Below are 26,891 nucleotides of genomic sequence, written 5' to 3' on the forward strand. Positions count from 1 at the left end.
CGCGCCCCGGACCAGCCGGTACGGACACGCTCGCGTGGGGCCTCGCTGGCACCCCCTCCTGCTCCTCGTTACCCGCACTTGCTGGTTCGCCGCGGCGAACCAGAACTGACTGGGACTGCCCTGCCACACGGGCGCACTGCTGACTTAAGACGGGTGCATCAGGGACCGCAGGGTGTGGTGGACGAGGAGGTGGCCCCAGATCTCCTGCTCGACCCCGGCTGGCCAGCGGGAACGCAGCACCAGTGGGCCGTTGTGCCACAGTGTGCCGATCGCCTGGAACGAGACTCCGGTGTTCCGGTACTGACGGGCCAGTGCGGCAAGGTGGGGGCCCGGATCGGCCTCGTGGTCCAGCAGGGTCGTGACCAGCCAGTCCGACCCCTCGGCGATCAGACGTACATCGGCGTGGTGGGTGCCGGACAGGCCGCCGATGCCGCTGAGATAGGAGCCGTCCGGGAGGGGCGTGTGCCGCGGGAGTGGTGAGCCGGCTCTGATCCACCAGAGCAGGTCGGCACCTGCGGCGCACACCGAGGGCAACAGGCGCAGACCGGCCGCCTCACATTCCGCGAGGACCAGGTCGCCAGGGGCCAGCGCGGCGAGCAGTTCCTGAGCAAAGGCGGGGCCGGCGGCCGTGGGCCGCAGCCCGACCGCCGCACTGGTGATGATCTGGCTCCCGCATTCCGCGAGCACGGCGATTCTTGCCTGGGGAAGCACGGGACGTGGCGGCCGCACCTGCTCGCTGGGCGCCCTCGCGATGCTGTACCTAGCCCTGTTGGCAGGGGTGTCGGGCACGTCCACGCATGCGGTGTCCGCGGTCAGGACGCGCCACGTGCGGTATCGCTCGCAGCGGGGACGCACAGCGCCGCTGCGTAGGACTGCCTCCGTGAAGAGCGCGGCCAGGGGTTCGGGGCCGAGGCGGGCACGGGCCCTCGACAGTGCGGCGGTTGTCGGGAACAGCAGAGGCTGGAGGTCGTCGCCTCGGTTGGCCCAGGCCAGCGAGTCGGCCAGCAGCTGCACGATTTGCCGGTAACTGCGCTGGCAGAACAGAGACATGGCCAGGACGAAGTACACGACCGTACGGGCAGGCAGCATTCGCCTGCGCTGCTCGGCCCGTCCGCACTGTGCCACCACGTGATCGACAAGGTCCGGCGGAAAGGTGTGCACGAGGAGGCGGACGGCGATTCGGTCGGACACGTTGCTGTCCACGGTGGCTTTGCGTTGCCCCGGCCGCGGCATCAGAAGCTCCCCCTCCTTAAGTCAGCGGTTGCAAGTTCTCCCCATTTGCCCAAGTCGAGCGGGCGGAGAAACCATTGACCTAGTCGAAAGCGGCTATTCCCTCTGCTGCATGTTGACGCGCTCCGCGGCCTGCACGGTTGCGTTGCAAGAGAGGAATCGATTCTTTTGCGCTGCAGGGCTGGGATATCGGCAAAAATAGAGAGATGAACTGATGGCAGGTCACGTCGCTTGGCTCTCCGGTCCCCTCGCGGGGCTGCCCGTCACCTGCCAACTCGTCGCCGGTCCCGGCGGCGTCGCCGGCGAACGGCCGTGTCCATGAGTGGATCCCGGCTGTCGCATTCCGGCGCACGGGATCGAGATGTGTCAAGCCGTATTCCGTGAAAGGAAAAATCCATGGCAAATCGCGCTCTGCTGGTCGGCATCGACGAATATGAGGTTCCTGGCAATCAGCTGAACAGCTGCGTAAAGGACACCTACGCCGTACGGGACCTTTTGGAGCGGCTGGAGTTCTCTGACGGAGACTCCGAGATCAGCATGCTCCACGACGAGGAAGCGACGCTGGTGAACGTTCGCGATGGACTCGACTGGCTCCTGTCCGACGTTCAGCCAGGAGACCGCTGTGTCTTCTACCAGTCGTCGCACGGGTACCGCGACCGGCGCGACGGCGGCTACGTCGAGGTCCTGGTCTGCCACGACCGCGATCAGTTCCTGGAGGACACGGAATTGGTCGAACGCAGCCAACAGGTTCCTCCGGGGACGCTCACCGTCGTCATCGACGCCTGCCACTCGGGCGGCATGAACAAGGACTACTTCGACCCGCAACAGCGCTTCAGAACCACGCGGGCAAAGGTGTTCGTGCCTCCCTACGAGACCGTCAAAGCGCAGGCCAAGGACCTGGTGGGAGGCAGAGCCCCGACCTTGAAGCTCTTCGGCCGCGCGCCGGCTCGTTCCAAGACCAAACTCTTCTCCGGTTCGGGGCCCGGCAGGAAGGGCGTCAAGGCGCGGGCCGAGGTCGAGGTCAACGCCGTACTGCTGACGGCCTGCGCGGCCCGGGAAACCGCAGCGGCAGGCAGCGAGGACACCGACGGCCTGTCGGCCTTCACCTACGCGCTGCTGCAGCAGATGGACGCATCAAGCACAGTCAGCGAGTTGATCGAACTCACCGCCGATTCGCTCGACGAACTGGAGATGGAGCAGACCCCCGGTTGCTTCGCTCCCCAGGACCAGCAATTCCGCCTGTCCGAGGCATTCCTTTCGGAACCGCCCGCAACCGAATCGGAGATAAGCGGCTGGGTCGAAGACTTCATCGCCTCCCTGATGAGCGGTGATTCCGGAAATCTCCTCGGACGGAAATCGCAGTCATCGCAGTCAAGAAAGGAAACAGCAACCATGACCGTGACCACCACGCAGGTCGAACGAGCAGTCGAGAAGGTTATCAAGCCGATCATCGAGGCGGCGACCGGTACGCCGTCCAAGAAGCCGGGCGGGAAGCCCAAGACCGGCGCCAAGGCAGGAGGAGCGGGGACCGCCGCCCAGCGCGACGTCCTGGCCTACGCCACGATGCTCACGCCCGCCTTTGCCGCCGCCAGCAAGGCGGCCGGCGTCAAGCCGAAGGCTCCTAACCTGGGCGGCCACAAGGGCTTCACCGACGAGGAGTGGTGGCCCCAGGTGCTCGACACATCGTGGACCATGACCAACTGCTTCCCTCAGCTCTACTGGGACCTGTACCCCGAAGAGCTCACCAAGGGTGCCACCGAGGACGTCGCTGCCCGCATCGCCAGGAAGGTGCCGCGCAAGCTGCTCGACGACCCGGCCTTTTGGGAAGCCGTCGTCACCAGCCTCACGCACCTCGCGCCGGTGATCATCGAGATGGTCACCGACGGGGAGGCCTCAGACAAGGCGGCGCACCTGTCGAAGGGCATCTTCGACGACTTCGTCGACTTCGTCGACGACGTCGGCGACTTCGCCGGCGACGTCCTCCCCGTTGCGATCGAGCTCGCGCCGTACGTCCTGGCTCTGATCTGACGCACCGGCACCACCGCTCCGCAGGGGGTGACTGCCCTTCATGCAGTCACCCCCTGCGAGGAAACGAGACAGACAATGGCCGACAGCGTATACAGCGCCATTTACGAGAAGGCGGCCCGTGACCTCGCCGGATGTCGTGAACCAGATCTCTCCGGATTCTCGGATGAGGACATAGACGTCGCCACGTCCCTCGCTTTCACCGCGTCCGGAGCCCGCCCCGCATGGTTGGCAGAACTCCGCAGGCACATCGAGGAGTTCAGTGACGGCAGAGTCACCCTCGACGACGCCGATCGGGAAAGCTTTCCCGCACACGTCAAAGGCCTGGGCGTGTCGTATCAGCGCCTCCGCAGCGAATCCGATTCGCGTGACCGCGAGCAGCTCCTCACCATAGGACAGTTCGAGCGCCCGTTCCGCTTCGTTCGACGTGCTGCCCGCTCGCCACGTACGTCACGTTCGCTTCGCACAGCAATAGAACGATCGCTGCGGGACGTCATCGCCGAGACACTCCGTCAAGCGCGTGAACGCGATCCCAGATAGCGCCGCCGTGATCGGCCGGCAGCCCCGCCCACGTATGCGGGGCTCGCGGACAGTTTCTTCCGACTCCCACAGCCTGGCGGTTCAACCGCAGCAGACCACCTCACCGAAAGAGGAACTCATGAGCGAGCAAGCAACCCAACAGGTAGTCGTCTCCGTTCCGGACCTGGGCCTGAGCAATACCGAACTCGCCGCCCTCCAGGAGAAGTTCCGCAACAACATCGTCGAATCCATGCAGGGCAGGGATGCCCAGGCGTTCATCTCGGTGTCGATCAGCGTGTCCGTGGGCCTCTGACCACACTGCCCGCCGCACGGATCCCGGGCCTCGCCACATACACACCCGGCGAGGCCCGGCGCGCTGGCACCCATCGTGCACCCCCGGTCCTCAGGAGGAATCACAAAGATGAAAGTGTGCCTGATCAGCCCGCCGACCGTGACGGAGTACCAGGACGCCTCCGTGGCAGAGAACCGCACCATGAAGACGGTCTCCGAGAACGTGCCGCTGGGCGTGCTGAGCCTGGCCGCTGTGCTGGAACAGCAGGGCCGGCAGCCGATCGTCGTCGACCTCAACCGGTGGTACCAGGAGTTCCTCCACACCAGGAACAGCGACGCAGAAAGGCCAGCACGTACGCCCGGAGACTTCTCCGCTTTCGCAGCCGAGCGGATCACGTCGCTGCCTGCCGACGTCTACGGCTTCAGCACGATCTGCAGCAGCTACCCACTGACCCTCCGCATCGCCGAAAGCATCAAACAGGCCAAGCCGCACGCCGCCATCATCCTCGGTGGCCCGCAGGCCTCCGTCGTGGACGTGCCCTCGATGCGGGTGTTCCCCTTCATCGACTTCGTGGTGCGCGGCGAGGCCGAAGAATCACTCCCGCTGCTCCTCGACGCGCTCGACACGGGCTCCTCGCCCGCACCGATCGCCGGCATCACCTTCCGATCCGGCACAGACGTGACACGCAACCCGAACGCCCCAGTGATCAAGGACCTGGACGCCCTTCCCACGCCGGCATTCCACCTCCACCCGTACATCAACGAGTGCCACGACCTTCCCCTGGAGCTCGGCCGCGGCTGCCCGTTCGCCTGCGAGTTCTGCTCCACCAACGACTTCTTCCGGCGCCGCTTCCGCCTCAAGTCGCCGGCACGGGTCCTCGAGGAGATGCGACACATCAAGCAGCAGTACGGCATCACCGCATTCGACCTCGTCCACGACATGTTCACGGTAGACCGCCGCAAGGTCGTGGAGTTCTGCGAAACGCTGCTGCAGGCCGGCGAGAGCTACGAATGGTCCTGCAGCGCCCGCACCGACTGCATCGACGATGAGCTCATCGCGCTGATGCACCGCGCAGGCTGCCGGGGGATCTTCTTCGGTATCGAAACCGGCTCCGCCCGGCTCCAGAAGATCGTCAAGAAGCGCATCGACCTCCACGAAGCAATGGAACGGCTCGAATGCGCCGACCGCTACGCCATCAAGACCGCGGCCTCGCTGATAACCGGCTTCCCGGAAGAGACGCAGGACGACCTGCGCGGAACCATGTCGTTCCTCATGGACGCGCTGCGCCTGGACCACGTGGAACCCCAGCTCCACCTGCTCGCCCCACTCGCCGACACCCCCATCCAGCGCCGCTACGCCGATCAGCTCACCCTGGACGGGATCTACTCCGACATGTCCCACCAGGGCTGGCAACAAAGCCCTCAGGACCGGGAGCTGATCGCGTCGTACCCGGAGGTCTTCCCCAACTTCTACACGGTGCCCACCCAGTGGCTGGACAAGTCCTATCTCAAGGAGCTGCGGGAGTTCGTCCTGATCGGGATGCAACGCTTCCGATGGCTGCTGATCGCACTCCACCAGGACAGCGGAGACCTGCTCACCGTCTTCGACGCATGGCGCGCATGGCGCCTCCCACGAATCGGCCGGGAATGGAAGTCGTCCTTCGACGTGTCCGCCTACTATGCGCATCCGGACTTCCAGCACGAGCTGTTCCAGTTCCTGCAGAGCGCCTACCTCACGCCGCCGTCGAACCCGAGCCACACAGTGATCCTGAACATGGTCAGGCTCGAACGTGAGGTGTGCCGGCTGAGAAAGCAGGCCTACGAGCCGATGCGCCCGATCGACGCCCGCCCCGGTATGCCACACATTCCCTCGAGCATCTCGCTCATCAGGCTCGCCGTCGACTACGAGCAGCTCATCGCCTTCCTGAGGCGGAAGGAGAACCTCGCTCGCCTGCCCGTCGGGAGTTCCACACTCGCGCGGGTCACCAGGGACGGTGAAGAGGCGTCTTACGTTCTGCTGAGCCAGCTGTCGGCCGATCTGCTCGAACTCTGCGATGGCTCCCGGTCGTTGGAGGAGGTCATCGAGGCGTTCGCCCGGTCCGACCCCGACACGGGAGGAGTCGACGTCAGGAAAGCAGGAGTCTTCGGGCTGGAAGTCCTACGACAACAGGGGCTGGTCGGTGTGTAGGGCCTGACCACCGCGCCGCTCTCGCGGCCATCGCGTGGGCCACCCGTCAGGCTGCAGGCAACGTCCGGTCGCAGTTACTGAGGTTTTCGTGTTGTCGTCGGGTGGTGACGGTTCATGATCCCTGCGGTATGCCAGTGGTATGCGTTATCCGGAGGGTGGGGGCCTGACCGCTGAGCGTCGGGCGTTTCGGGAGAAGATCCGGCTCCGGGCCGGTGAGAGGTTCGCGGCGGGCGAGAAGACCGCGGTGATCGCCAAGGACCTGCGCGTGAGTGTGCGGTCGGTGGAACGCTGGCGCCGTGCCTGGCGCGAGGGCGGCATGGAGGCCCTGCATTCTGCGGGCCCGGCCAACTCTCCGACCGTCACCGCTGCCCAGTTCGCCGTGCTCGAGGAGGAACTCGGCAAGGGTCCGTCAGCGCACGGCTTCGACGATGAGCGTTGGACCTTGGCCCGGGTCCAGACGGTGATTTGCCGTCGCCTGAGGTTGAGCCTTTCGGTGGCGACGGTGTGGCGGCTGTTGAAACGGCACGGCTGGTCATGGCAGGCGCCCGCCCGCAGAGCACTTGAACGCGACGAGCACGCCGGAGGGCTTCCAAGCCTCGGCTCCTGCTCCTGGTGCATCCTCGACGGTCGGCCCAGACCCTTGATCCAACCGCCCCGCAGGAAGTCCGCGACCTGTTCAGCGAAGGCACCAGATGCCAGGAGGCCGGCGCGCTCCGGGCAGCGGCAGCGATGTACCGAGCGGCCGTCGAAGAGCTCTGCAATGACCGCGGGGCCACCGGACGGAACCTCAAAGAAAAGATCGCCGACCTGACCAACAAAGGCGTATCAGCCGACGTCGTCCGCGACCTCGACGAGGCCCGGACGCTGGGCAACTGGAGCCTTCACGACGGGCTGGCCTTCTCCTACGAAGAGGTGGACGATGTGGCTTCGCTGATCCAAGAAGCCGTATTCATCGTCTACGTCCAGCCCGAACAGCGCGTCGCCTTCCGCGCGGCACGCCAGCAACGTCGCGATCAGGCACGCACCAGAGCATGAAGCGGCACGACACCGCGGTCCGGGCTGCTGCGCCCATATGGCCACCGCGCGACTCTGCGGGCAGGTGCTGTCAATGTGACGTCAGGGTCCGGCTCTGAAGCGGCTGAACAAGTCCGGGATGAACTGGAGGAGAAGTTTCTTGGCGTCCTCGGGTTGTTTCAGTTCGTCGTGGCCGAAGCGGAGGACCTCGTAGCCCCTGAGCTTGAGGTCCCGGTCGGCGGCGACCATGTCGGCGTATTTGGCGGTGTCGGGAGTACGGCCGTGGTCGCGCGTGTAGTGCTGTACTCCGTCGACCTCCAGAACGACACGCTGTCCGAAGGGCAGCAACAGAAGGAAGTCCATCCGGGAACGCAACAATGCTTCGGGGCCACGTTGCTTGACGGTCTGGGGGTCCCAGTGGAGCCAGACCTCGGGCAGGAGAGCGAGGTCATCAGCGCAGAACGGGCGAGCCGTACGGTAGGCCGTGAAGAGGTTCTTCTGACCAGGTGAGTTGTCCGGCAGGCTCTTGAGGAGCCGCTGGTAGAGATCTTCGCTGGCGTCGTTCTCGCTGTTGAACTTGTGGGTGTCCTGCCACCAGCGGTGCAGGTCACGCCAGCGCAGACCCTCGGCCGGGATCTCGCGGTCATAGACAAGGGTGGCCCCTGGTCGCCCACCGACGATCTCGATGTCGTTGTCCACCGAGGACCGAAAACGGATGTCTGGCTTCCCGAGGGAAGCGAAAATGATGTTCTTCGGCTTGCGGTTGTTGTGCAGCCGTATCGAAACCAGGGTGAAGAGCGGATAGCCGCCGTCGGTTCCGGTTTGCCGCAACTCGATCCCATGAGGGCGAAGGTGGTCGTTGATTGTGCTGGCTGTCTTCTGCTGCAGGTGCTCGTCCAGGAGAACGTCCGCCGAGACCAGTCCTTCCAGGAAGCGGGCGAACCTGGCGTCCCCTGCCTCGAACGCACCGAGGCTCTCGAAGAGCTGCTCCGTCGACCAGTCCCCGTCGTCGCGATTGCGGAAGACGTGCTTCTCGATGAGGTCCTTCAGCGTCACCGGCCGCGTCCCGTTTACCAGCAGCGCGCTGAGCTCGCTGAAGGAAAGATCCGGTCCCTCAATCACCCAGAGGCGATCGAGCAGATCCAGGAAGCGGTCATGGTTCTGGGTGAGCTCAGGCAGAGACAGGGCGCGCGCCAGTTCACGGCGGGCCTTCTTCGGTATGCCCGGTGGCGTGCTCTGTGCCCACAGCAGGTCTTCGAGCTGATGGCGGAGCGGCGGGCGCACAGGGAAGGGGAAGTCCTGCTGCTGCAGGACGCGTTGGGTCAGTCTTGGCAGTTCCGTGTCGGGTACCTGCTGCAGGCTCAGTTCAACCCGGGTCGACTTGCTGCCGGCGCTCTGGGGAATCACCGGCATGCCCAGTCGCTCGAAGGCCTGACTCAGCACGGTGTGCGTCAGGTCGCTCAGAGGTGCGACGGCGGTGTCGAGCAGGGCGCGAAGCATTGAACGATCACTGCTGCCGACCATGGATAGATGGTCGCAGAGAATCAGGTATTCCGGCAGTAGCCCTCAAAGCGCGCAAGGTGACAGGCTTCGGCGTCACATGAAGTCGAAGTCGGGTTCCCAGTCGTCATCCACCTCTTCTTCTGTGCGCAGTGAATGGGCCCTCATGTCCGCGAGGTCCAGTTCAGATCCGGTCAGAGTGAGCTCGCAGACCCGGCACCCGAAGTAGCGCGGGAAGAACCAGATGTCTGCGTAGTCGCCGCTCTTGTCCCGGCCGCTGATGAGGCAGAACTCTCGCACGCCGGACACTGCGCGGGGATGTGCAGAAGCCATCGGCTGGGCAGAGGCGCAGCCGACAGACTGGCGACCACGGCCGTCTTCTCGCTGGCGGACAGACTCCCTGTCTTCTTCGCGAAGGTTGCCTGCGCCCGCCGGATCTTCGCCGCGTAGCGCACCCTCAGTTCGTCCGTCGTCTTCTCCACGAGGCCCTTGCACACGTCGTAATGGTTCTCCCAGAACCACTCCGGCTCCTTCGCCAGCTCGGGCAGAAGGGAATCGATGTACGCCACACCAGCTGCCAGCAGGCCCCTGCACTCGTCAGACGGCCGCCCCCACCCCATGTGAGTGATGCCGTTGCGGGCGTCCCGCAATACCGCGAGCAGCGCCGGCACTTCCCCCTTCCCCACTTGCGCGAGTCTCGTCACGGCCTCCGCACCACCGATGGTCCTGAGCCCGGCGCGCCCGGTCTCCACCTTGTCCTCCTGGCCGCCTAGGGCCTGTCTGACAAATGATCACCCGTGGACTCGCGGAGCCAGAGGATCAAGGAAGCCAGGACAACTCCGGCACGGTAGCGGTAGCCGAGCTTGTCGAACCGGGTCGCGATCGCGCGGAACTGCTTGAGGCGGGCGAAGCATCGTTCGACGACGTTGCGGTCGCGGTAGGTGACCTTGTCGAAGGCCGGCGGCCGGCCGCCGAGGGCTCCGCGTCGGCGGCGGTTCGCCGCCTGGTCGCGGCGCTCGGGGATCGTGGCAGCGATGCCCCGGCGCCTCAGCAGATGACGGATGGACCTGCTGGAATACGCCTTGTCACCCAGCACACGGTCCGGTGTCGTGCGCGGGCGGCCCGTGCCGAGGCGCGGGGTGCGGATGCCGTCGAGGACCTGGCCGAACGCCGTAGCGTCGTTGACGTTGCCGGGCGTGAGCACAATCGACAGGGGCAGGCCCCGGCCATCGACGGCGAGATGGACTTTGGTGGTCAGTCCGCCTCGGGAGCGGCCGAGGGCCTGGCGCGCCTGCGAGCGGCCCGGAACTTCCAGTTCGTCCCCGTTCGCATCCCCTTTTTGCGGGCGCCGACTGCGTGCTGGTGGGCTCGGTTGATGGTGGAGTCGACGGAGACGGTCCATTCCACCCGGCCCACCGCGTCATCGCGGACCTGAACATGCTCCAGCAACCGTGCCCAGGTGCCGTCCGCCTCCCAGCGGGCGAACCGCTCGTAGACTGTCTGCCACGGCCCGAACCGGTCGGGAAGATCCCGCCACGGAGCCCCGGTCCGCAGCCGCCACAGCACCCCGTTGACCACCTGCCGGTGATCACGCCACGGACGGCCCCGTCCGTCCACCTGAGGCAAAAGGAGCTCTATCCGCCTCCATGCCGCATCCGTCAACTCACCTCGACCTACCACAAGATCAATTATCAGACCGGCTATAGAGTCCTGCCCGTGGCGAATCATCAGGACGAGACCAGGACGGCCTACGACGGTGTCGTCGAGCTGTACGCATCGCTGTTCGCAAACCGGCTGGAGACACAGCCTTTCTCCCGGGCCATGATCGGCACCTTCGCCGAACTGGTGCGCGCGACGGGCAACCTGCGGGCAGCGGACGTCGGGTGCGGGCCCGGACATCTGACAGCCATGCTGCACGAACTCGGCCTGGACGCCTTCGGACTCGACCTTGCCTCCGGCATGGTCGACCACGCCCGGCAGGCCCATCCGGCGCTGCGCTTCCAAGAGGCGCGGATGGAATCCCTGCCGATCGAGGACGCCGCGCTCGGCGGCGTACTGGCCCACTACTCAATGATCCACACCCCTCCTGGAGAACTTCCGGAACTGCTCACCGAACAGGTGCGCGTCCTGGCGCCGGACGGTCTGCTCCTGGTCTCCTTCTTCGGGACCGACGGACAAGAACCGGTCCGGTTCGACCACAAGGTGGCGCCCGCCTACAGCTGGCCGGTGGATCGCCTCGCCGAACTGCTGGGCGATGCTGGGCTCGATCCCTTCGCCCGGCTGCTCCACGATCCAGCCTCTGATCGGGGCTTCCTCGACGCCCATCTACTGGCCCGCCGTTCGTAGCCACTGCCCAGTCCCCCAGCCGATCGGCGCACCTCCAGATTGCCAGCTCAGCCGAATCTCGCTGATCAGACTGGAATTGTCAGACAGGCCCTAGTGGAGCCGGGACCCGGATCATGCCCTACCGCGTGATTCTCAACGAACTCGGGCGCGGGGCGAACTGGACTGTGTGGGCTGTGCCCGGATTCCTGGAATGGTGCGAGCATCGCTCTATATATTATTCATCGAGTTGGTCGGCAATGGTCCTCAGCAGGCTGGAAATCTTGGTCCCGGTGGCCTTGTTGGGATAGCGGCCCCGTTCCAGTATCGGCGTGGTGTTTTTCAAAAGGGTTGTCAGGTCTCGGACAATATGGGCCAGCTCCTGCGGCTCACGTTGCGCCGGAGTCACGGGCGGAGAAGGACTGAGGACGGTGACTGAACGGGCCTGGTCCCCTCTGCTTCCTGTGGTGGCCTGGAACTCTACGCGCTCGCCCGGTTTAAGCATTTCGACTCCGGCGGGCAAGGCTGAGGAATGTACGAAGACGTCACCGCCGTCGTCGCGCGTCAAGAAGCCGAAGCCTTTTTCCTTGTTGTACCACTTCACTTTTCCCGTGAGTTTCGATGCGCGCGCTTTCCTGTTTTTGTCCGGGACGCCACGGGCGACGAGAATGGCTGCTTCGACCGACTGGGCCTGATTTAGGTCGCTGTTGAACACATCAGGCCGTTGAACGGCGAGCTGGCGGAAAACACCCACAGCCTCCCGAGCCTCTTCCAAGGCTCTTTCCAGATCGCCTTGTTGTCTTGAGCGCACCCATGCGGCCGCACTCAGTGACTGTGCCAGGTCAGGAAGGGCTGCATCCGCCACGGCCGCTACGAGGTGCCGACGGATCGCGATGGCTTCGTCGATGGCTGCGAGTGCTTCGGCTGGCTGTCCGACTTCCGATAGACGAAGACCGAAATTGTGCAGTGCCGCCGCCAGTCGAGTGATGGCGGTTGTGGGGCTTGCCTCGGCCGTCTGACGGCAGAGGTCGACCGCTTCCCGGGCAATATCCACGGCCTCTGCATGTCGTCTCGTTTGTGACAGCATCGAGCCGAGATTGATCAGCGCGCTGGCCAGTGAGGGAATGCCGGCGTCAGGATCAGTGCGGGTGAATTGCCGGAGGATGTCGACCGCTTCGTCGAGTGCGTTGACTGCTTCTGTTAGCCGGCCTGACTCCCGGAGGGCATCGCTTTGATTGTTGAGCGTCGTGGCGAGGAGGGGAAGGAAGGTGTTGGGGTCGTTTTGCGCGAGGTGTCGATAGAGGCCGGCTGCTTCGTTGATCGCGTCAAGTGCCTCTTGAAGCCGTCCGAGATCGTTGAGTCGGTTGCTGAGGTTGGACAGTGACCGCGCGAGGTCGGACTGGTACGCCCGCGAGGTGGTGTCCGCCGTGTGCCGGCGGAGTGTCGCTGCCCGTTCGGCTGCTGCAAGCGCCTGCTCCCGTTCGCCGTTGTCGGCGAGTCGGTTGCTGAGAGTGGACCAGGCCGTGGCGAGGACGGTGCGGTAGGCGGCGGGATCGGCTTGGACCAGGGTTTCAGATACCTCAACGGCCTGGCGGGCGGCCTGCAACGCTTCGCGGATGCGGCCGGTTTCGGCCAGACGGTCAGACTGGATGACGAGGGTGGAGACGAGGACGGGTTGATAGGCGGCCGGGTTCTCTGAGGCCAACCGTGTCATGGCGTCGATGGCCTGGCTGGCGACGGCAAGTGCGTCGCGATGACGTCCGGCATCCCAGTACTGGTCTGCCAGGCTGCTGTAACGGCGCGCCTGCTCGCCTGGGTCTGTGGCAGGGGAACGATCAGAGAGGTGAGCCAGAAGGTCGGCGATGCCAGTTCTCGTGAGGGAGCTGATAGTGATCGAGTGGAAGGGGGTGAGAAAGTTGGGGAGATCCGCGGTGGTTCTGCCTGGTAGGAGCACAGGCAGAATGAGCCGGTTCCGGTCTCCTGGGGCGTGGGCGAGTTCGTTGCGGAGCAGGCGGGCTTCGTAGGTCACACTGGTTGAAGTGTCACCTTCAGCCTGGCGCTTGTACGCGGGGGAGACGATCACCACGATGACGTCGGCGGTCTCGATTTCCTGTTGCATCCAGGCCGTCCAGTCCCGGGAGACTTCAGCAGTGATGTGGTCGAGACGGACCTCGATGCCTTCGGCACGAAGCATTAGTGCCAGGCTGCGGACTTCCTGTGCATGGGCGTCGTTGCTGTTTTCGTGGGCGTAGGAGATGAACACCCGCAGCGGTCGGGGTCCGGTGGCCGATCCGTCGCTTGTCCGCCTGTCTCCGGCTGGAGCCGAAGACGGCAGGACGTTCAGGCGGGGGACGCGCGGCATGTACTGGCTGCAGACCTCTGTGAAGGCGGGGTCACTGGTCAGAGTCCCCATACTGACCACGCTGAGCCGAAGGCGACTGGAGCGGTCTGCTCGTGCGGCGACAAGGCCCACGAGATGACTTCCGAAGAAGACGGGGGCCCCGGACATGCCTCTCGTAAACGATCTGGGCTTGGGGAGGGCGTCGGCAGGCTCGAACTCGTACATGGCAGCAGGATGAGTCGAGGTGGGGGACAGGGTGCCGGTCAGATAGGCGTCTGTGCGGGACTTCGTGATCGCAATGGTGGTGCCGGTGATGTGGCAGGGGCTGAGGGCCTCGGTACTCGGCTCCGCCCAGCCGGGAGTGGAGAAGTGGCTGTCGGTGGTGCTCGCGGCGAGGTCCTGGTCAGCCAGGAGCAGGGCTGCGTCAGAAACGTTGTTCCTCCACAAAACGCGGCAGTCGACCCAGGTGCCCGCGGTGAGGGGCCTCTGACTCCTGCTGACCTTCACGCTCCCGGACGGTCCGGGCTGATCCATGATGTGCGCGGAAGTCAGGACCAGACGGGGCGTCAGGAGGAAGCCCGTACCCAGGTGGGTGAACTTGCTCCCGGCGCGTACGGGATCCGTGGTGTTGGCGATCACGACGAGCCGTGTACGTGATGGTTCGCCTTGCCATCGTGGAGGCTCGGGGCTGGTCAGAGATAGCGAGATGACCTCGGCGCGGGCGATCAGACGACGGCAGCCGTTGTGCTCGTCGGAAACATTCTCTTGGGCCTTCGCCACAAGGGTGTTCCAAGTTGAGGGAGTCATCGTTCCCAGGACCAGGACAGGGGCTTGCTCGGTGCTCTCGGCGAGATCACACACGGTGCCTGCCAAGGAGTCGATAGTGAACCCGGGAAGCTCCGCGTACGCCTCCAGATCCTCAAGTAGGACGATCGTTCGCTGGCCGACCCTGGGTGCTCCTTGAGTCAGTGTCAGTGCCAGGTCGGGCGACCACATGCGCCAGTCGTCCGGGACCCACTGGAGGGCCCGCGTGATCGCATCGGTTCTGCCTGAGCCGGGTTCTCCCACCACGAGAACGATGCCGCTGGCGCCGTGGGCAGCCCGACGGACGGCCTCGAGCAGCGGAGCGTGCGCGTCCGGTCTTACGGACGGCAGTGACTTGTCTCCGTAGGAGGTCGAGGCCTCCCGGATGGGCCGCCCCACCGGTGACGCTGCGCTTTCACGGTGGGCGTACGGTGGGGCGTCCCGGGCCATGGCCCGGATGCCGCCCCTCCCCGCTGCCCCCCGTGTGGCAAGGAAGTCATCGGCTGGGTTAGAGCCCACCGGAGCCCTGCGGTGTCGGCGACGGCGTACTAGGTTTTGCACTTCGGCCCAGTGCTGTGCATCGGCTGGGAGGAGAAGTGGGCCATCCGCATCGGTGACTGCGGCGGTGAAGCGTGGAGCGCCGGCTGGGAGATAGCGCTCGAGGTAGGCGGAGACGTTGGCGATGACCTGGGCGGCTTCGTCGCGGCGCAGGGTGCTGAGGAGTTGCTCGCGGATGCCGGGTGCGAATTCATAGGCCTGGTGTAGGGGGTCGCTGTCCGTGCTGCTGGTCGGGAGTTTGCGCAGGATGCCGCTGAAGACGATTTCGGCAAGGTCCGAGGGCGGGCTGTCCGGCAGCATGGAGGACTGCACCAGTTGCATGATGGCGAGGTTGAGCGGGGCAGCGGACAAATAGGCGGCGAGGCGGAAAGGGCGAGGTTGCGTCTGTGCTAGGAAGTCTTCGAAGGTGACCGGCTGCCCGGAGGGTGGTGCCGTGAGGGCGTGGCCCGCTGCGGCGTCATCCGCCGGCAGGCGTACTGCTGCGCCGTCGAACTCGCAGGTGCCCGCGACGGCCACAGCCCAGGGGGCCAGCCATTCCGGATGAATGGCCAGCACTGGCACGGGGATCTCGCCCCGCTGCAGGGTGCGAGAGCCGAGGGTGTAGGGGCTGAAGTGCAGCCGTGAGGAGGAGCCAGGCGTCCCGGTGCTGCGGAAGCGGCCTGGCTCCGGTGCCAGTGCCGTCTGTTGCCACAGATGCTCGGGCAGGGTCTGCACTACTGCAGTGGGGCCCTTGCGTGCCCACTGTCGCAGCATGCCGCGCAGGGCTTCGGCGCCCCAGCCCGGGTCGACTCCGTCGGTAAGGAGCAGTGTGGTCGTGCGGCCGGAGGGATCGCTCGCGGTCGCGGCCGAGCGTGGTGCGTGACGTGGGCTTGCAGCGAGCCCGGGCGTGCCATCGGGACGACGACGCAGCCAGTATGTCCGGATGCTGCGGAAGGCGCCGAGAACCTGCAGCACGCCTAGGAGTTCGCGGCCCAGCGGCTGCCACAGGGTGGCGGCGTCCCCCTGGACGTCAATGACGAGTGAGAGGTCGAGCCATCGGTCCTGAGCTGGCACGAGGACCGGCATCCACCGGGCCTCGTCGGCGATGCGGTCGGCGGTGGCTTCTTCGTCGAGGACCAGGCGTGTTGTCGAGGGCACCCGGCGCTTGAGCGGCCGCAGCGCCCTGGCCAGAGCACGCCGACGTGGCAGAGCGGGGGCGCCGGCGACGCGGATGAGGGAGGCGGGATGGAATCCGGTGCGTTGCTGGCCTGAGGCGCCGCTGTCCGGTAGGTACAGGCGCCCTTTCGGCTCCGCATCACCCTCATCGGCGGCCACCCCTGGGGCATCGGCGGCAGCCGCCTCTTGACCTGGGGGAGACGGCGGAGTCTCACCGCCAGTGCCTTCGTCAGGTGGTGCATGCGCCCGGATGAGGGTCCCTGCAGGCAGATTCGTTGCCAGCCACAGCAGCTCGGCGACCTCGCGTGGACCGGGTGGCAGCCCGTCGGGGGCGAGGGCGCCGAGCAGCGCGCCGAGGCGTGCGATGCCGCCGCTGTCGCTTGTCACTCGAGGGGCGCTGTCGTGTTGAGATGCTGGAGCACCAGTCGGGCGATTCCGTCCTGGTCGGGCGCGCCCTCCCGGACGGTCCGGCTCATCAGATAGACCGCGTTGAGCAGCTGGTCGGTGGCGAGTTCACCGGTCGTCGCCCGCTCCATGAACAAAGCGATGATTTCTTCCGCCCGATTGTCGGCCTCGGGAAGATGGGCGCGCACGATGGCCCGCAGCCGCGTCTCATCGTCGGTGACAGCTGGCAAGGGGAGGCGGACGCACCGCCGTAGGAACGCGGGGGGAAAGTCTCGTTCCCCGTTGCTGGTCATGACGACGAACGGGAAGGCGCAGCAGCGGACCATGCCGCGGCGGACCGTTACGTGCTCGCCGCCGCCGGCTGGCCGGATCTTGACCTCCTCGTGCGTGTCCGCGGCCCGTGCCAGCTCGGGGATTTCGAAGCCGCCTTCCTCGAAGACGTCGAGGAGATCGTTCGGCAGGTCGAAGTCGCTCTTGTCGATCTCGTCGATCAACAGCACGCGCGGCAGCCGGTAGGGGGCCAGAGCGGTGCCCAGCGGGCCGAGGCTGACGTACCGGCCGGGCCCGGCCGCTTGCGGCTGCGCACCCGGTTCGGTCTGGTGCCTGTTCACACCGGCCTCTTCCAGGCGGCCGAGTGAGTCGTACCGGTATAGCCCGTCGCGCAGCGTGGTCTTGCTGTTCACGGGCCAGCGCAGCACCGTGCCCAGTTTCAACTCGCTCGCGACCGCGTCTGCGAGCGTTGACTTGCCGACGCCGGGGTCTCCGGTCACCAGCAATGGTCTGCGTAGATAGAGGGCCGTGTTTACTGCCTCGACGATGTTTGTGTCGGCCTGGTAGGCCGCGGCCCGCGGCAGCCGCCGTCGGCCCTGCACGGGTACTTCTCGGTCGAAGGGAGTCACCTCATCTTCGGCGCTGCCGAAGTCACGCCACGGCGGCGGATCGGGCAGGCGGTTGATGCCGTCGTGCGGCTCGCCGACGCCCTGATAGATCGTCCACTCACTCAACGGCTCTGTCCTTCCTGAACCTTGGCGGCCGGGGCTAGGGGAGTGCGAGGAATCCGTCGGCTGGGGTCGTCCCACAGCAGGACGACATGCTCACCGATGTGCCCCTCGTCTTCTGCTTCGAGCTCGGCATCGTTACGCAGTACGCAGATCCTGTCCGGCACCTCGTCGCGCGAGGTGGCGGAGAGGACCTCACGTGCCTGAGTGAGGAACTCCGGATCGGGGCAGGCGTCCCGGCCCGGGATTCCGCACGGCCTCCCGCAGACTGCTGGCCCGGGCACGGAACCGCGTCGCCACAACATCATCGGCACTCCGGACGTGAGAGCGACCGTGTATGCGTCGGTGACCGGCGACTGGCGCGGCGACCCGGCCAGCGCCAACGCGGCCAACGCCGGGTCGTTGTTGAACAGGGCGTCGAGCGCTGCCTGGCGCTGACGGTCGCGCCCGCAGACACAGACCAGTGCTTCACCCACCCGCTTTCTTTCCAGATGGCGCCAGCGCTCTTCCCAGGCCGCGTGGAGATGCGGAGCTTCGTGTCGTTCCAGGGGCCGTACCACCAGGTCGTACTTGCGTCCCAGCGCCCAGTACCCGACCTCCGGCCACAGCCGCCAGTCGGCGAAATCCTCGTCGAGGACTTCGCGCGGAAGGATCAGTTCGATGAGCCCGCGGCGCTGGGGAGTGTCAACCATGAGACCGATCTGCTCAGCCAGCGCCTCGGACAGCAGACCGAGTGCCTCCCGCAGGGGCAGGGCCGAGGATTCCGACCCACCCGGGACGATGTCGTGCGGCGACCGGAACCGCCAGACCATGACGTGGTACAGGCTCCGGTTTCGGAGCGAATGCCGGACCCTGCCGATCACAGAGGGCCGCCGCACCGGCACTCTGTCGCCCGCCAGCCTGGCCTGCACCGCGTCGCCCAGCTCCAGCCGGCCAGCGGCGATCAGCACATGGTCGCGCAACGCTGTCACGGCGTCCGATGCCTGGGACGGTGCCCCTGCCAGGTCACGGGCGAGATCGGCGCAGTAAGCGAGCTCATAGGGAAGTTGACCGTCCGGCGGCGGCATGAGTGCGGTCAACTCCGTGTAGACGTCCCGATGGGCGAGCATCGGTCGCTTTGGCAGCGGCGTACCAGGCGCGGCTACAGCCAGGAATGCAGCGGAGTGTGATCGATCCGGATCGGGGTAATCCGAAAGCGCAGACAGCAGGCCGAGAAAGCGTCGGTCGATGGCAGCGGAGAACTTGTCGGCGGGACTCTGGTCAGCCCGATGGGACAGCCTGCACCATCGTGGGTCCGACCGGTGGAATTGGTCGTGCTTCGTGATGACGTTCCGGTAGACCTCCGGATCGAGCAGCCGCAGCGCATCGACGGGGACTGCGAAGCCGCCCATGGTGGTGTCCTCCAGGCGGGTCGCCTTGACGACCGCGCACACACGGGCACTGGAATGGCTCAGCACAGGACCCCCGGAGAGCCCCGGATTGATCTCCCCGTCTACGAGTTCCACCAGCTGGCCGTCCGCCTGGGCTGTGCGGCCGCCAGCGGTCAGCATCACCCGACGCGGCGCAGCCGCGCCTGCTTCGAGCGTGTCTGTGAAGCCCACCGCCGTCAACTCAGTTCCCTGCGGGGGCCCGCCCGCGTCGAGCCACACACAAGGATGACCATCCGGTGGATCGAGGAGCTCCACAACAGCCAGGTCGGGGAACGCAAACAGCGCACTGCTCCGGTCCGGCGCGTCCCCAGAGGCCGCTACGACCACCGCTTCATAGTCTCGATCACCCCACCGAACCAGTACGGGCAGACCCGCTTCAATGCCGGCGACGTGGGCGCAAGAAACGACGAATCCAGGGGCAACGAAAAATCCCGTGCCATCGGTTGCACCGTTCACGAGCACACGGCAGCTCTCCAGGAGCTCCTGGAGAGCTGTGACCGGGTTGAATCGACGCATAGCGAGTGCCGGAATCTCATATGTGTCTGGCGAAGCTGAACATTTACGCCTCGTCAGAAGACGCAGGCACGACAACCGGATCCGGCTGCGCAGGTTCGGCAGCGTCGGGTCCCGGTGCGGTCCACTTCAGCGTCACCTTGAACGCGGCCTTCCCACCGACGCCTGCCAACGCCGCGACCACACCATGCTTGCCCGCAGCCAGCTCCAGCCCGAACTCGACGCTCACCTCATCCGGCCGAGCGGTCGCCACGGCGGCACGCACGTTCGCCGCCACGGCACGCAACGATTCCTGAAAGCCCTCGATGCGCTGTGTAACCTGTTCACCGAGTCCGGTGTCCCTCGGTCCCTGCCGTTCAACCATGGCCCAGACCGACTTCCCGTCGGGCATGGCAAGTTCGACCAGCTGCTGCGTCAAGATCCCCCCTCAGGAACTGTGTGACACTCAAAACTGGCAAGCATCGTATCCATGACTGATCCCAGACGGCAGTGAAGTGCTGGATCCCGGCTGGACGTTCGAAGGTCCGGTTCCGGGCACCATCCGGGGTCGATCTCGTCCAGCGCATCCCTGCGCTCCTCTGACAGCTCACCGGCAGCCCGATGGAGATGAGGAGAAGCAGGTTGTCCGACCGAGGCCGGCGTACCAGGCCAAGAAAGCCGCTTCCTTGACCGTCATCCAGACCTCGTCCTCCACTGACAACCTCCAAACACGAAAAGGCCCCGGGGCTCCAGAGGAGTCGGGGCCTGCATGTGGACACAGCGGTCCTGCTGATCTCGATCATGCGGTCAAAGGTGATTCAGATTGCAAGCATGTCGCTGACGGGTGTCAGGACGAGGTGAGCTGAGCCTGATCCGGCTGACTGAGCGCACTCAACCTCTGCTTGATCTCTTCCAGCTCGGCGTCGATCTCCCGGACGCGTTCGTGCTCTTCTTCACCCAGCTCGTACATCTCAGCTCGCATAACGAGCGTCTCTCGCTCCTCCTCCAGCTCTGCCTGGCGGTATTCCAGGATCCGTTCATCGGCTACCATCCCGATGTCCTTGTACTTGGGCAGCTCCGAACCACGGGCCAGCGCCGCGAGCCAGACCGCCATCTCGCCGAGGAAGAGCGTGGTGCGAATGCGGTAGTGCTCCCAGACCTCCCTGCCGTCCCAGTGCTGGACGCCTTCCAAGAGGTCGAAGACGCGTTGTCGGGCCTCACGCTGGTCATCTGGCAGCAGCGCCAGGAGGGCGGTCAGGTTCGACTGGTGGGCCATCAGCTCGCGGCCCCAACCCTCGCGGTCCTCGAACGTGCCATGGCCGCGGTATGTCTGCCGCTGGATGGTGATTGCGACCGTTGTCACCGCTTCTACTGCTCGTTGTGCCACGTCCCGCGTATGGGCCAGGTGAGCGGCAGCGTCGTCCTTACGCGACTGATACCACGTCCCGAGGAGCGTGAAGCCGCCGCCGACGAGAGCACCCATCAAACCCGTGCCGAAGTCGGACGTTATCCAATTCCAAATTTCTCCCACGCGGTCATCATGCCGACAGGATCAGTCCCGTGGGGCTGATCCCGTAAGGTCCCGGGCTCTCAGCTCCTACGTTGCAGCTCTCCAGGAAGTCGTCCCAGTACTTCATATATGGCGGCGGGCCAGCTCGGCATTGTCGTGCCGCCGGGCCAGCTCCCAAACCCGTACGCCGTAGTTCGCGAGGCACCCGCAGTACTCGTTGAACTCGATCACCGCCTCCCCAGCGGCGTACCGGTCGGCGTCTTCCATGTTGTGTCCCTCGCCCTCAGTGCCCACAGCCGGGCTTGGTCCACCAGCAGCACTTACCACAGTCCTCCATGTCTCACACCCCCGTGCGTCTTGACCTCGGCGACCAGAGCCGCGACGTCCTTGGGGGTGATGGCGCCCGCCTGGGCCGCCTGGACGGCGCAGGTGACGATGGTCTGTGCGTAATCGGTGGCACCGTCGGCCATCGCCTGGCGGTACAGCGCTGTGTAGTCCATGTGGTGCCTAGCTGGCGGAGGTGCACCGTTCTTCCGCGACGGCTTCGCACGCGCCCACGGGTCCGCTCCGCGCAGACGGAGCTGAAGCGGTAGATCCCGCTCGTCAGATCGGGCGGTTCCCGTCCGCTCCGAGGTGTAGGTGGTTCAGCGGATTTGCACAGGTGTGCAGTGCCCTGGCCATTGCCGTGCAAGAGGGTGTGGTCAGTGTCGAGTTGGTCGTATGGGTCGACGTGCTATCTGCGGCAGCGTGCGGTCAGGGAGCGGTGGCAGCGGGTGCCGTTGCCTCCTGGGTCGAAGGGGAGGCAAGGTCCAGGCGCAGTGTCATGACGGCGTGGTCGGTCAGCTGCGTTTCGCGGGCTTGGTGGTGGTATTCGCAGGCGAGAACGCGGATGGCGTGGGGTGTGGAGACGAAGAGGTGGTCGAAGCGGTAGCCGTTACCGCTGTGCCCGTACCAGGAGTGGGCCACCTGGTCGGGGTGCAGGTGACGGAAGGCGTCGGTGAGGCCGGCGGTGTGGAAGGAGTCGTAGAAGGCGTACTCCCAGGCGCCGAACACCTTGTGCGGGGGCTGGTGTCCGCGCTCGATGACGTTGAGGTCTCCGGCCACGATGAGGGGCATGGCGGGGAAGGCGGCGTGCAGCTCCGGCAGGGCTTCGGTGACCGCGTCCTGGAAGGCGCGCTTGGCGACGTTGCGCTGATCCTTCGGGCCGCGGGAGGGGACGTACAGACCGAGGATGCCGATGTCGTGGCCGCCGACGGTGACGCGGGCGGCGGGAGCGCGGTGCGGGGTGACGGTGACGGGGCTGTGCACCGGTTGGGCGTTGGCGGTGCGGAAGGCGAGGACGGTGCGGTAGTCGGGTGTCGGCGGCTTAGGGGCGATGATGGTGGCGTACCCGTGCTCGGCGAGCGCGGTGGTGAGGGCGTCACCGCCGTGGGTGGAGGACACCTCGGTGAGCACGACGATGTCTGCGGCCTTCTGGGCGGCGATCCACGTGGCCTGGCGGCGGGAGCGTTCGGGGGAGGCGTGCTGGGCGTTGAACAGCAGCAGCCGTACGGCGTCGTCGGCCGGCGGGTGCGCGGGTGTGTCCGCGGTGATCAGGGACAGCTGTTCGGCGGGGATCGTCATCGGCTTGCGCCCTTTTCGTCGAGGAACACCTCGCCGGCCGCGTCCAGGTTCTGCTGGAGCCGGCCGAGGCTGCCGCTGACGAAGGTGAGTTCGTCGGCGGTGAGCGGTGTGCCGACAGCGGTCAGGTTCTCGGTGACCTGTTCGGGCCGGGTGAAGCCCACGAGGACGGCGGCGTTCTCGGTCTGCTGCAGGCAGTACTGCAGGGCGACGCGGGTCAGGGCGGCGGAGGTGTCGCCGAACCGCTCGCGCAGCGGCGCCAAGCCGTCCTGGATGATCTTCAGTGCGCCGGGGGTGAACCAGGCTTTGCGTAGCCGGTGGTCGCCGGGAGCGAAGACGGGCGGGCGGTCGGGGTCGTACTTGCCGGTGAGCAGTCCCTGGGCGAGGGGTTTGTTGATGAGGACGCTTGCGCCGAGGGAGGAGGCGAGGGTGAAGATGTCGGGGCGGCCGTCGGCCGGGGGTGGGGTCAGGGCGTTGTACCGGGCCGCGAGGTAGTGGGGGCGGATCTGCTGGGCGAGTTGGGTGAAGCGGGCGTACTTGTCGCCGCGCAGTTCCTTGGCGATGGTGACCCGCTCAGTGGCGTAGCGGTGGGGGCCGCGCATTCCGACGGCGGTGATCAGGCCTTGGCGCTGGAAGTCGTGCATCTGGGTGATGGCCGCTTCCAGGTAGCGGTCGTCGGGGCCGAAGTCGGCGTTGTGGAAGAAGTAGATGTCCAGGTGGTCGGTGCGCAGGTTCTCCAGGGTGGTTTCGAGCTGGCGGCGCATGGCGGAGGGCAGGTAGGGGTGGCGGGCGGTGCCGCGGTGGTAGCCGACCTTGGAGGACAGCACCACTGTGTCGCGTTCAACGGTGGCGGTGAAGTCGCCGATGATCCGTTCGGAGTGCCCGTGGCCGTACACGTCGGCGGTGTCGATGAGGTTGGCGCCGAGTTCGTAGGCCCTCTCCAGGCCGCGGCGTGAGGCGGCATCGTCGGCGGTGGACCAGCCCATCGGCAGGCCCAGGTTGTGGTCGCAGCCGCCCAGGGCCCAGGCGCCGATCCCGATCGGGTGAACGGACAGTCCGCCGGCCAGGATGCGGCGCGCGGGGGAAGTTGGAGCACTCACAGGAAGTACCTCTTACTTCTCAATTAGTGGCAAACGCTGATGAATCGTGGGCGGGAGTGAGTATGGTGCGTCGCGTGACGACTCAACCCCCCTTCACCGAACTTGACTTGAACGCGATCGCCAAACGACGGTGGGCCGGCCGCGATGACTTCACCGAGGCAGAGTTCGCCCGCGCCCGCGCCTTCTACGAGGAAATGCGCGTCCACGATGACCGTCTGGAGCGGGTGCGTGCTGAGGCGGCCGCGATGATCATGGAGTGGACCGGGCACAAGCCGCGCGACGTCGGCAGCTTCGGCACCCGGCTGAACCTGGAGAGCTCCGACCTGGACCTGGGCATCGGCTACCCCGTCAAGGACCGCGACCGCCTGAGGGAGTCCCTGGCGCCCCATACGACGTTCCTGGGCGAGCGCAAGACCCGCTTCTCCACCTCGCGGCTGGTGTTCTCCTTCACCCTGGAGGGCATCGAGATCGACCTGAGTGCGCTGACGGTCGAGGATTTCGCCGTCGCCTGCCGGATGCTCGACCAGATCGACATCACCATGACCTTGGACGAGCGCATCGCGCACACCTGGGTCAAGCACCTGCTGCGCAGCTCGGGCCGCACCGACGAGTATGCGACGTGGAAGCTGGTCACCTACGCCCGCTTCTGCCCAGAGTTCAACTGGGTGCCGATCCCGGAGAAAACCGGCGCCTGAGCCCGGGGCTCCGGGCGCCCCGCCCGCAACGCGGTCGCGGGGCACCCGGGCCCTGACCGGGTACTCACGCACAGGACTCGCCCGCGTTGATCAGCTCCCAGCGTGTCGCCGACGCCCACCGGCCGTGCTCCCGGGCGAGGGTGGCCGCGTGCTCACCTGCAAGATGGCGGCCAACCTCCACCACGGTGGTGGCCATCCGGTCGCGCAGCATCCCAGCCCGCGCCTCCAACGCTCCCTCGATGCGCGCGGACAGTGCCGCCTCGTGCTCGGGCCGCTGAAGGTCGTACTGCTCGATGGAGCCGATCACGTCTCCGAGGACCTCGTAGGCGGCGTCCTTGAGCACCACACGCGCCTGCCGGACGGCGTGCCGGGGCGGGCCGTCGAGGACTTTCTCCAGGCTCTTGAAGGTGTAGTCGAGAGCGAAATGGCGGTCCACCCACCGCTGCGCCCAGCCGCTGGCGACGCCGATGCGCCAGTCCCGGTAGCGGCAGGCGACGCGGCCCATGAGCGGCTCCGGATCCCCGGTGAGCCCTGCGGCGGTCGCCTGCCGGGTGTAGGCGGCGCCGATCAGGCACTCCATGCTGACGAGCATGTAGCTGATCCCAGTGTGCAACGGCCGGCTGGTGGTGTGCATGGCCACCCACTCCTCGTCGCGCACACCGCGGACGATCTCCCGCGGTTCCAGGTCGGGCTGGGGATGCAGCAGCAGATCGGCGCGCCCCTGGAAGGCGTGGGTGGCCTTCAGCTCCTTCAGGTTCATGAGCGGGTCGAAGGTGATGTACGTGTACCGGGTGGGGACGTCGAGCGCGGACAGGGTCCGGATTGCCAGGGCGTTCTGCTCAGCGCAGGTCTCCTTGTTGAAGCGGGTCAGGATCGAGTCGACGCCCGACTCCACGCCGAACAGCATCCGCCGAAGGCCCAGGTCGACCAAGGTGCGCCACATGCGGGCCCGTTCGACGTGCCACGCCTCGTCGCGGTCGGTGCGGACCGTTTGGTCGATGCGGCAGCTGGACTCCCAGGCGAACCCGGCCTCGTGCAGGGTGCGCGCGAGCTGCAGGACCCGGCTGACGGCGTCGTGGCCGGCGCCGATGATCTCTTCGTCGACCAGATAGAGGGTGCGGGAGATGTCGGGGTGGCGGTCGAAGACCTGGCCCAGTTCGTCCAGGATCCACGGCAGCTGCCCAGGGGGTGCACCGGCCCACAGGCCCTTGTGGCCGCGCGGACAGAACGAGCAGGTGTTGGTGCAGCCGCGGCTAGTCTCGAGCTGGGCGACGCCGTGGTGGGTAAAGGTGGCCGGCAGCAGGTCCAGCTCGGGCAGGATGTCGCTGCCGGTGTCCCGGGCGACTGGTTTGGCGGTGCGGCGCCGGCCGATGGCCATGCCGCCGCCCCGGGCGGCGCTGGTGTAGCCGATGCCGGGTATCTCCTCGCGGGGAATGTCGCCGTGCCAGTGAGCGAGCACTCCTTCGATGGTGGCCTCGCCGCCGCCGCGAGCCACGAGCAGGTCGGGGTAGCGCTCCAGAAGCAGCCGTTCGTTGCGGGCGGTGAGGCTGCCGCCGGCCACCACCATCGGCGGTAAGGGCCCAGCGAAGGCCGCATCCAGGAGCTGCAGCATCAGGTCGTGCTGGCCGAACGTCGCCGAGATGCCCACGATGTCCGGTGCGCCAGTGGTGATCTGTTTGACCAGTTCCTCCTGCGTGACTCCTAACTGCATGTCGGCAAGGTTGACGGTGCCCATCAGGGTGGCGCGGGCGGCGCGGGCCACGTCGGCTGATCCCCAGAGGGAAGCGCGGCAACGGGAAGAACTCGGGGTGATACAGGGCAAATAGGTGCACGTCCGGCCGCGCCAACCGCTCGACGGCACTCTCGGTCAGTTCGGCGTACGACAGCCACGAGTCCGGCGTGTGTAGCCGCATGGTGCCCTCGGTCCACCTGGGCCAGTGGCGCGCGGCGAGCTCGGCGCCGGACAGGTCGGCCGCGACCCATTCGCCGTCGGGGCGTTCCAGGAGCAGCAGGCGCCGGTCTAGGGTGCCGGTGACCCGCATCCGCCCCTCACCGGCCAGGTGCGCCCCCAGCCAGGCACTCAGGTCGTTGGGGGAGATGAGCAGCGGCGCGAGGGCAGCCAGGCCGGTGTCGGTCAGCGGGCGGCTGTTGGGGTATGCGGTGGTGACGGCGCGGGTCAACCGGTCCAGCGCCGCAGTGGTCGTGTCGGCCATGTGGAGCGTCCTTCCGGGCAGGGCCTACCGGCCCACGGGGTGTGAAGGCGGTTCCCCGGGGACGGGCGGGCCGATTCGGCATGTGGTCGTTGGTGTGGGCCGCCGGTGCAGCATTCGGCCTGCGGGACGGATGGGCCCGGTCCAAGGCAGACAAGCCGGCCGGTGTGTGCAACAGCCGGTCCGGTTCGGCGGCGTTGGCGTGGCGGACATCGTTGCCGGTGTCGCCCACGTACCTGTCGCGCTCCAGCCTGCATCAGGTGCGTGACGATGAGTTGGTGCATGGCGGCCGTTCCCTCGAAATCCCAGGCCCCGGGTGCCGGTGCTGCTCGGGGGCGGGCAGTCCCGGCACCCGGGTATTGGCCCTTGCCCCCCGGGGCACCGTCTCACCGGGGGACAAGGGTGTGGGGCCCCTGGCGCCGGCCGTGGGGGAACGGGATCGACGCCAGGGGTGCAGGGCCCGCGCGCGGCAGGGGAGTGACAA

At 66.5% G+C, this 26,891-nt stretch carries 21 protein-coding genes and 2 pseudogenes; 8 read left to right on the forward strand and 15 right to left on the reverse strand.

Annotated elements, in window-relative coordinates; all coding sequences use genetic code 11:
* Positions 1 to 144: 144 nt before the first annotated feature.
* The gene (locus ACH41F_RS41290; RefSeq protein WP_391245432.1) at positions 145 to 1,191 is read right to left on the reverse strand and encodes a transposase domain-containing protein; all 1,047 of its coding nucleotides are present in this window, start codon (positions 1,189 to 1,191) and stop codon (positions 145 to 147) included.
* A 435-nt stretch (positions 1,192 to 1,626) separates the two neighbouring features.
* On the opposite strand from ACH41F_RS41290, the gene ACH41F_RS41295 reads away from it, so the two are divergent.
* The 6 genes and pseudogenes from ACH41F_RS41295 to ACH41F_RS41320 all read left to right on the forward strand — a co-directional run bounded on the left by ACH41F_RS41295 (position 1,627) and on the right by ACH41F_RS41320 (position 7,288).
* Positions 1,627 to 3,258: a caspase family protein gene (locus ACH41F_RS41295; protein WP_398839802.1), complete on the forward strand. Its 1,632-nt coding sequence runs from the start codon at positions 1,627 to 1,629 to the stop codon at positions 3,256 to 3,258.
* A 75-nt stretch (positions 3,259 to 3,333) separates the two neighbouring features.
* Positions 3,334 to 3,795: a hypothetical protein gene (locus ACH41F_RS41300; protein ID WP_398839803.1), complete on the forward strand. Its 462-nt coding sequence runs from the start codon at positions 3,334 to 3,336 to the stop codon at positions 3,793 to 3,795.
* Positions 3,796 to 3,913: 118 nt separating this feature from the next.
* The gene (locus ACH41F_RS41305; protein ID WP_391245424.1) at positions 3,914 to 4,087 is read left to right on the forward strand and encodes a hypothetical protein; all 174 of its coding nucleotides are present in this window, start codon (positions 3,914 to 3,916) and stop codon (positions 4,085 to 4,087) included.
* 201 nt (positions 4,088 to 4,288) lie between these two features.
* A complete protein-coding gene (locus tag ACH41F_RS41310) occupies positions 4,289 to 6,253 on the forward strand; it encodes a B12-binding domain-containing radical SAM protein (RefSeq protein WP_398839804.1) in 1,965 nt (654 codons plus the stop codon).
* Between the two features lie 139 nt (positions 6,254 to 6,392).
* Positions 6,393 to 6,821 (forward strand): annotated as a pseudogene (locus ACH41F_RS41315) (winged helix-turn-helix domain-containing protein); the annotation flags it as partial.
* A gap of 44 nt (positions 6,822 to 6,865) precedes the next feature.
* Positions 6,866 to 7,288, forward strand: coding sequence for a DUF4145 domain-containing protein (locus ACH41F_RS41320; protein WP_398839805.1), 423 nt, complete (start codon positions 6,866 to 6,868; stop codon positions 7,286 to 7,288).
* An 81-nt stretch (positions 7,289 to 7,369) separates the two neighbouring features.
* On the opposite strand, the gene ACH41F_RS41325 is transcribed toward ACH41F_RS41320, so the two are convergent.
* The 3 genes from ACH41F_RS41325 to ACH41F_RS41335 all read right to left on the reverse strand — a co-directional run bounded on the left by ACH41F_RS41325 (position 7,370) and on the right by ACH41F_RS41335 (position 10,495).
* Positions 7,370 to 8,791 (reverse strand): hypothetical protein, encoded by a 1,422-nt coding sequence (locus ACH41F_RS41325; protein WP_398839806.1) that lies wholly within the window; start codon positions 8,789 to 8,791, stop codon positions 7,370 to 7,372.
* Between the two features lie 72 nt (positions 8,792 to 8,863).
* Positions 8,864 to 9,076 carry a hypothetical protein gene (locus tag ACH41F_RS41330; RefSeq protein WP_398839807.1) on the reverse strand — a complete coding sequence of 71 codons (213 nt, stop codon included), beginning with the start codon at positions 9,074 to 9,076 and terminating at the stop codon, positions 8,864 to 8,866.
* Between the two features lie 460 nt (positions 9,077 to 9,536).
* Positions 9,537 to 10,495 (reverse strand): IS5 family transposase gene (locus ACH41F_RS41335; protein ID WP_398839808.1). Its coding sequence is split into 2 segments (ribosomal slippage): positions 9,537 to 10,093 and positions 10,093 to 10,495, totalling 960 coding nucleotides; the frame shifts between segments, so codons are not numbered across the junction.
* On the opposite strand from ACH41F_RS41335, the gene ACH41F_RS41340 reads away from it, so the two are divergent.
* On the forward strand, positions 10,484 to 11,113 hold the full coding sequence (locus ACH41F_RS41340; RefSeq protein WP_097872253.1) for a class I SAM-dependent methyltransferase: 630 nt from the start codon (positions 10,484 to 10,486) through the stop codon (positions 11,111 to 11,113). The two genes, ACH41F_RS41335 and ACH41F_RS41340, sit on opposite strands and share 12 nt — an antisense overlap.
* Before the next feature lie 214 nt (positions 11,114 to 11,327).
* On the opposite strand, the gene ACH41F_RS41345 is transcribed toward ACH41F_RS41340, so the two are convergent.
* The 10 genes and pseudogenes from ACH41F_RS41345 to ACH41F_RS41390 form a co-directional block, all read right to left on the reverse strand.
* A complete protein-coding gene (locus ACH41F_RS41345) occupies positions 11,328 to 11,759 on the reverse strand; it encodes a cold-shock protein (RefSeq protein ID WP_398839819.1) in 432 nt (143 codons plus the stop codon).
* 216 nt (positions 11,760 to 11,975) lie between these two features.
* Positions 11,976 to 16,334, reverse strand: a pseudogene (locus tag ACH41F_RS41350) (SAV_2336 N-terminal domain-related protein); the annotation flags it as partial.
* On the reverse strand, positions 16,331 to 17,356 hold the full coding sequence (locus tag ACH41F_RS41355) for an AAA family ATPase (RefSeq protein ID WP_398839809.1): 1,026 nt from the start codon (positions 17,354 to 17,356) through the stop codon (positions 16,331 to 16,333). The pseudogene ACH41F_RS41350 and the gene ACH41F_RS41355, both read right to left, overlap by 4 nt.
* Positions 17,353 to 19,236 (reverse strand): trypsin-like peptidase domain-containing protein, encoded by a 1,884-nt coding sequence (locus ACH41F_RS41360; protein WP_398839810.1) that lies wholly within the window; start codon positions 19,234 to 19,236, stop codon positions 17,353 to 17,355. The genes ACH41F_RS41355 and ACH41F_RS41360 overlap by 4 nt, the downstream gene beginning before the upstream one ends.
* Before the next feature lie 103 nt (positions 19,237 to 19,339).
* Positions 19,340 to 19,711, reverse strand: coding sequence for a CU044_2847 family protein (locus tag ACH41F_RS41365; protein WP_398839811.1), 372 nt, complete (start codon positions 19,709 to 19,711; stop codon positions 19,340 to 19,342).
* Between the two features lie 408 nt (positions 19,712 to 20,119).
* Positions 20,120 to 20,803, reverse strand: a complete 684-nt coding sequence (locus ACH41F_RS41370; RefSeq protein ID WP_398839812.1) for a hypothetical protein — start codon at positions 20,801 to 20,803, stop codon at positions 20,120 to 20,122.
* Positions 20,804 to 20,905: 102 nt separating this feature from the next.
* Positions 20,906 to 21,049, reverse strand: a complete 144-nt coding sequence (locus tag ACH41F_RS41375; RefSeq protein WP_398839813.1) for a hypothetical protein — start codon at positions 21,047 to 21,049, stop codon at positions 20,906 to 20,908.
* Between the two features lie 53 nt (positions 21,050 to 21,102).
* The gene (locus ACH41F_RS41380; RefSeq protein ID WP_398839814.1) at positions 21,103 to 21,282 is read right to left on the reverse strand and encodes a hypothetical protein; all 180 of its coding nucleotides are present in this window, start codon (positions 21,280 to 21,282) and stop codon (positions 21,103 to 21,105) included.
* Between the two features lie 253 nt (positions 21,283 to 21,535).
* Positions 21,536 to 22,405, reverse strand: a complete 870-nt coding sequence (locus ACH41F_RS41385) for an endonuclease/exonuclease/phosphatase family protein (protein ID WP_398839815.1) — start codon at positions 22,403 to 22,405, stop codon at positions 21,536 to 21,538.
* Positions 22,402 to 23,502: an aldo/keto reductase gene (locus ACH41F_RS41390; protein WP_398839816.1), complete on the reverse strand. Its 1,101-nt coding sequence runs from the start codon at positions 23,500 to 23,502 to the stop codon at positions 22,402 to 22,404. Before ACH41F_RS41390 ends, ACH41F_RS41385 begins: the two co-directional genes overlap by 4 nt.
* Before the next feature lie 74 nt (positions 23,503 to 23,576).
* Here ACH41F_RS41390 and ACH41F_RS41395 point away from each other — a divergent pair, with 74 nt between their 5' ends.
* Positions 23,577 to 24,197, forward strand: a complete 621-nt coding sequence (locus ACH41F_RS41395; protein WP_398839817.1) for a hypothetical protein — start codon at positions 23,577 to 23,579, stop codon at positions 24,195 to 24,197.
* Between the two features lie 64 nt (positions 24,198 to 24,261).
* Here ACH41F_RS41395 and ACH41F_RS41400 read toward each other — a convergent pair whose 3' ends face one another.
* Positions 24,262 to 25,959 carry a B12-binding domain-containing radical SAM protein gene (locus ACH41F_RS41400; RefSeq protein ID WP_398839818.1) on the reverse strand — a complete coding sequence of 566 codons (1,698 nt, stop codon included), beginning with the start codon at positions 25,957 to 25,959 and terminating at the stop codon, positions 24,262 to 24,264.
* Positions 25,960 to 26,891 lie beyond the last annotated feature (932 nt).

The sequence above is a fragment of the Streptomyces sp. NPDC020489 genome, from assembly GCF_044386545.1.
GTDB lineage: Bacteria > Actinomycetota > Actinomycetes > Streptomycetales > Streptomycetaceae > Streptomyces.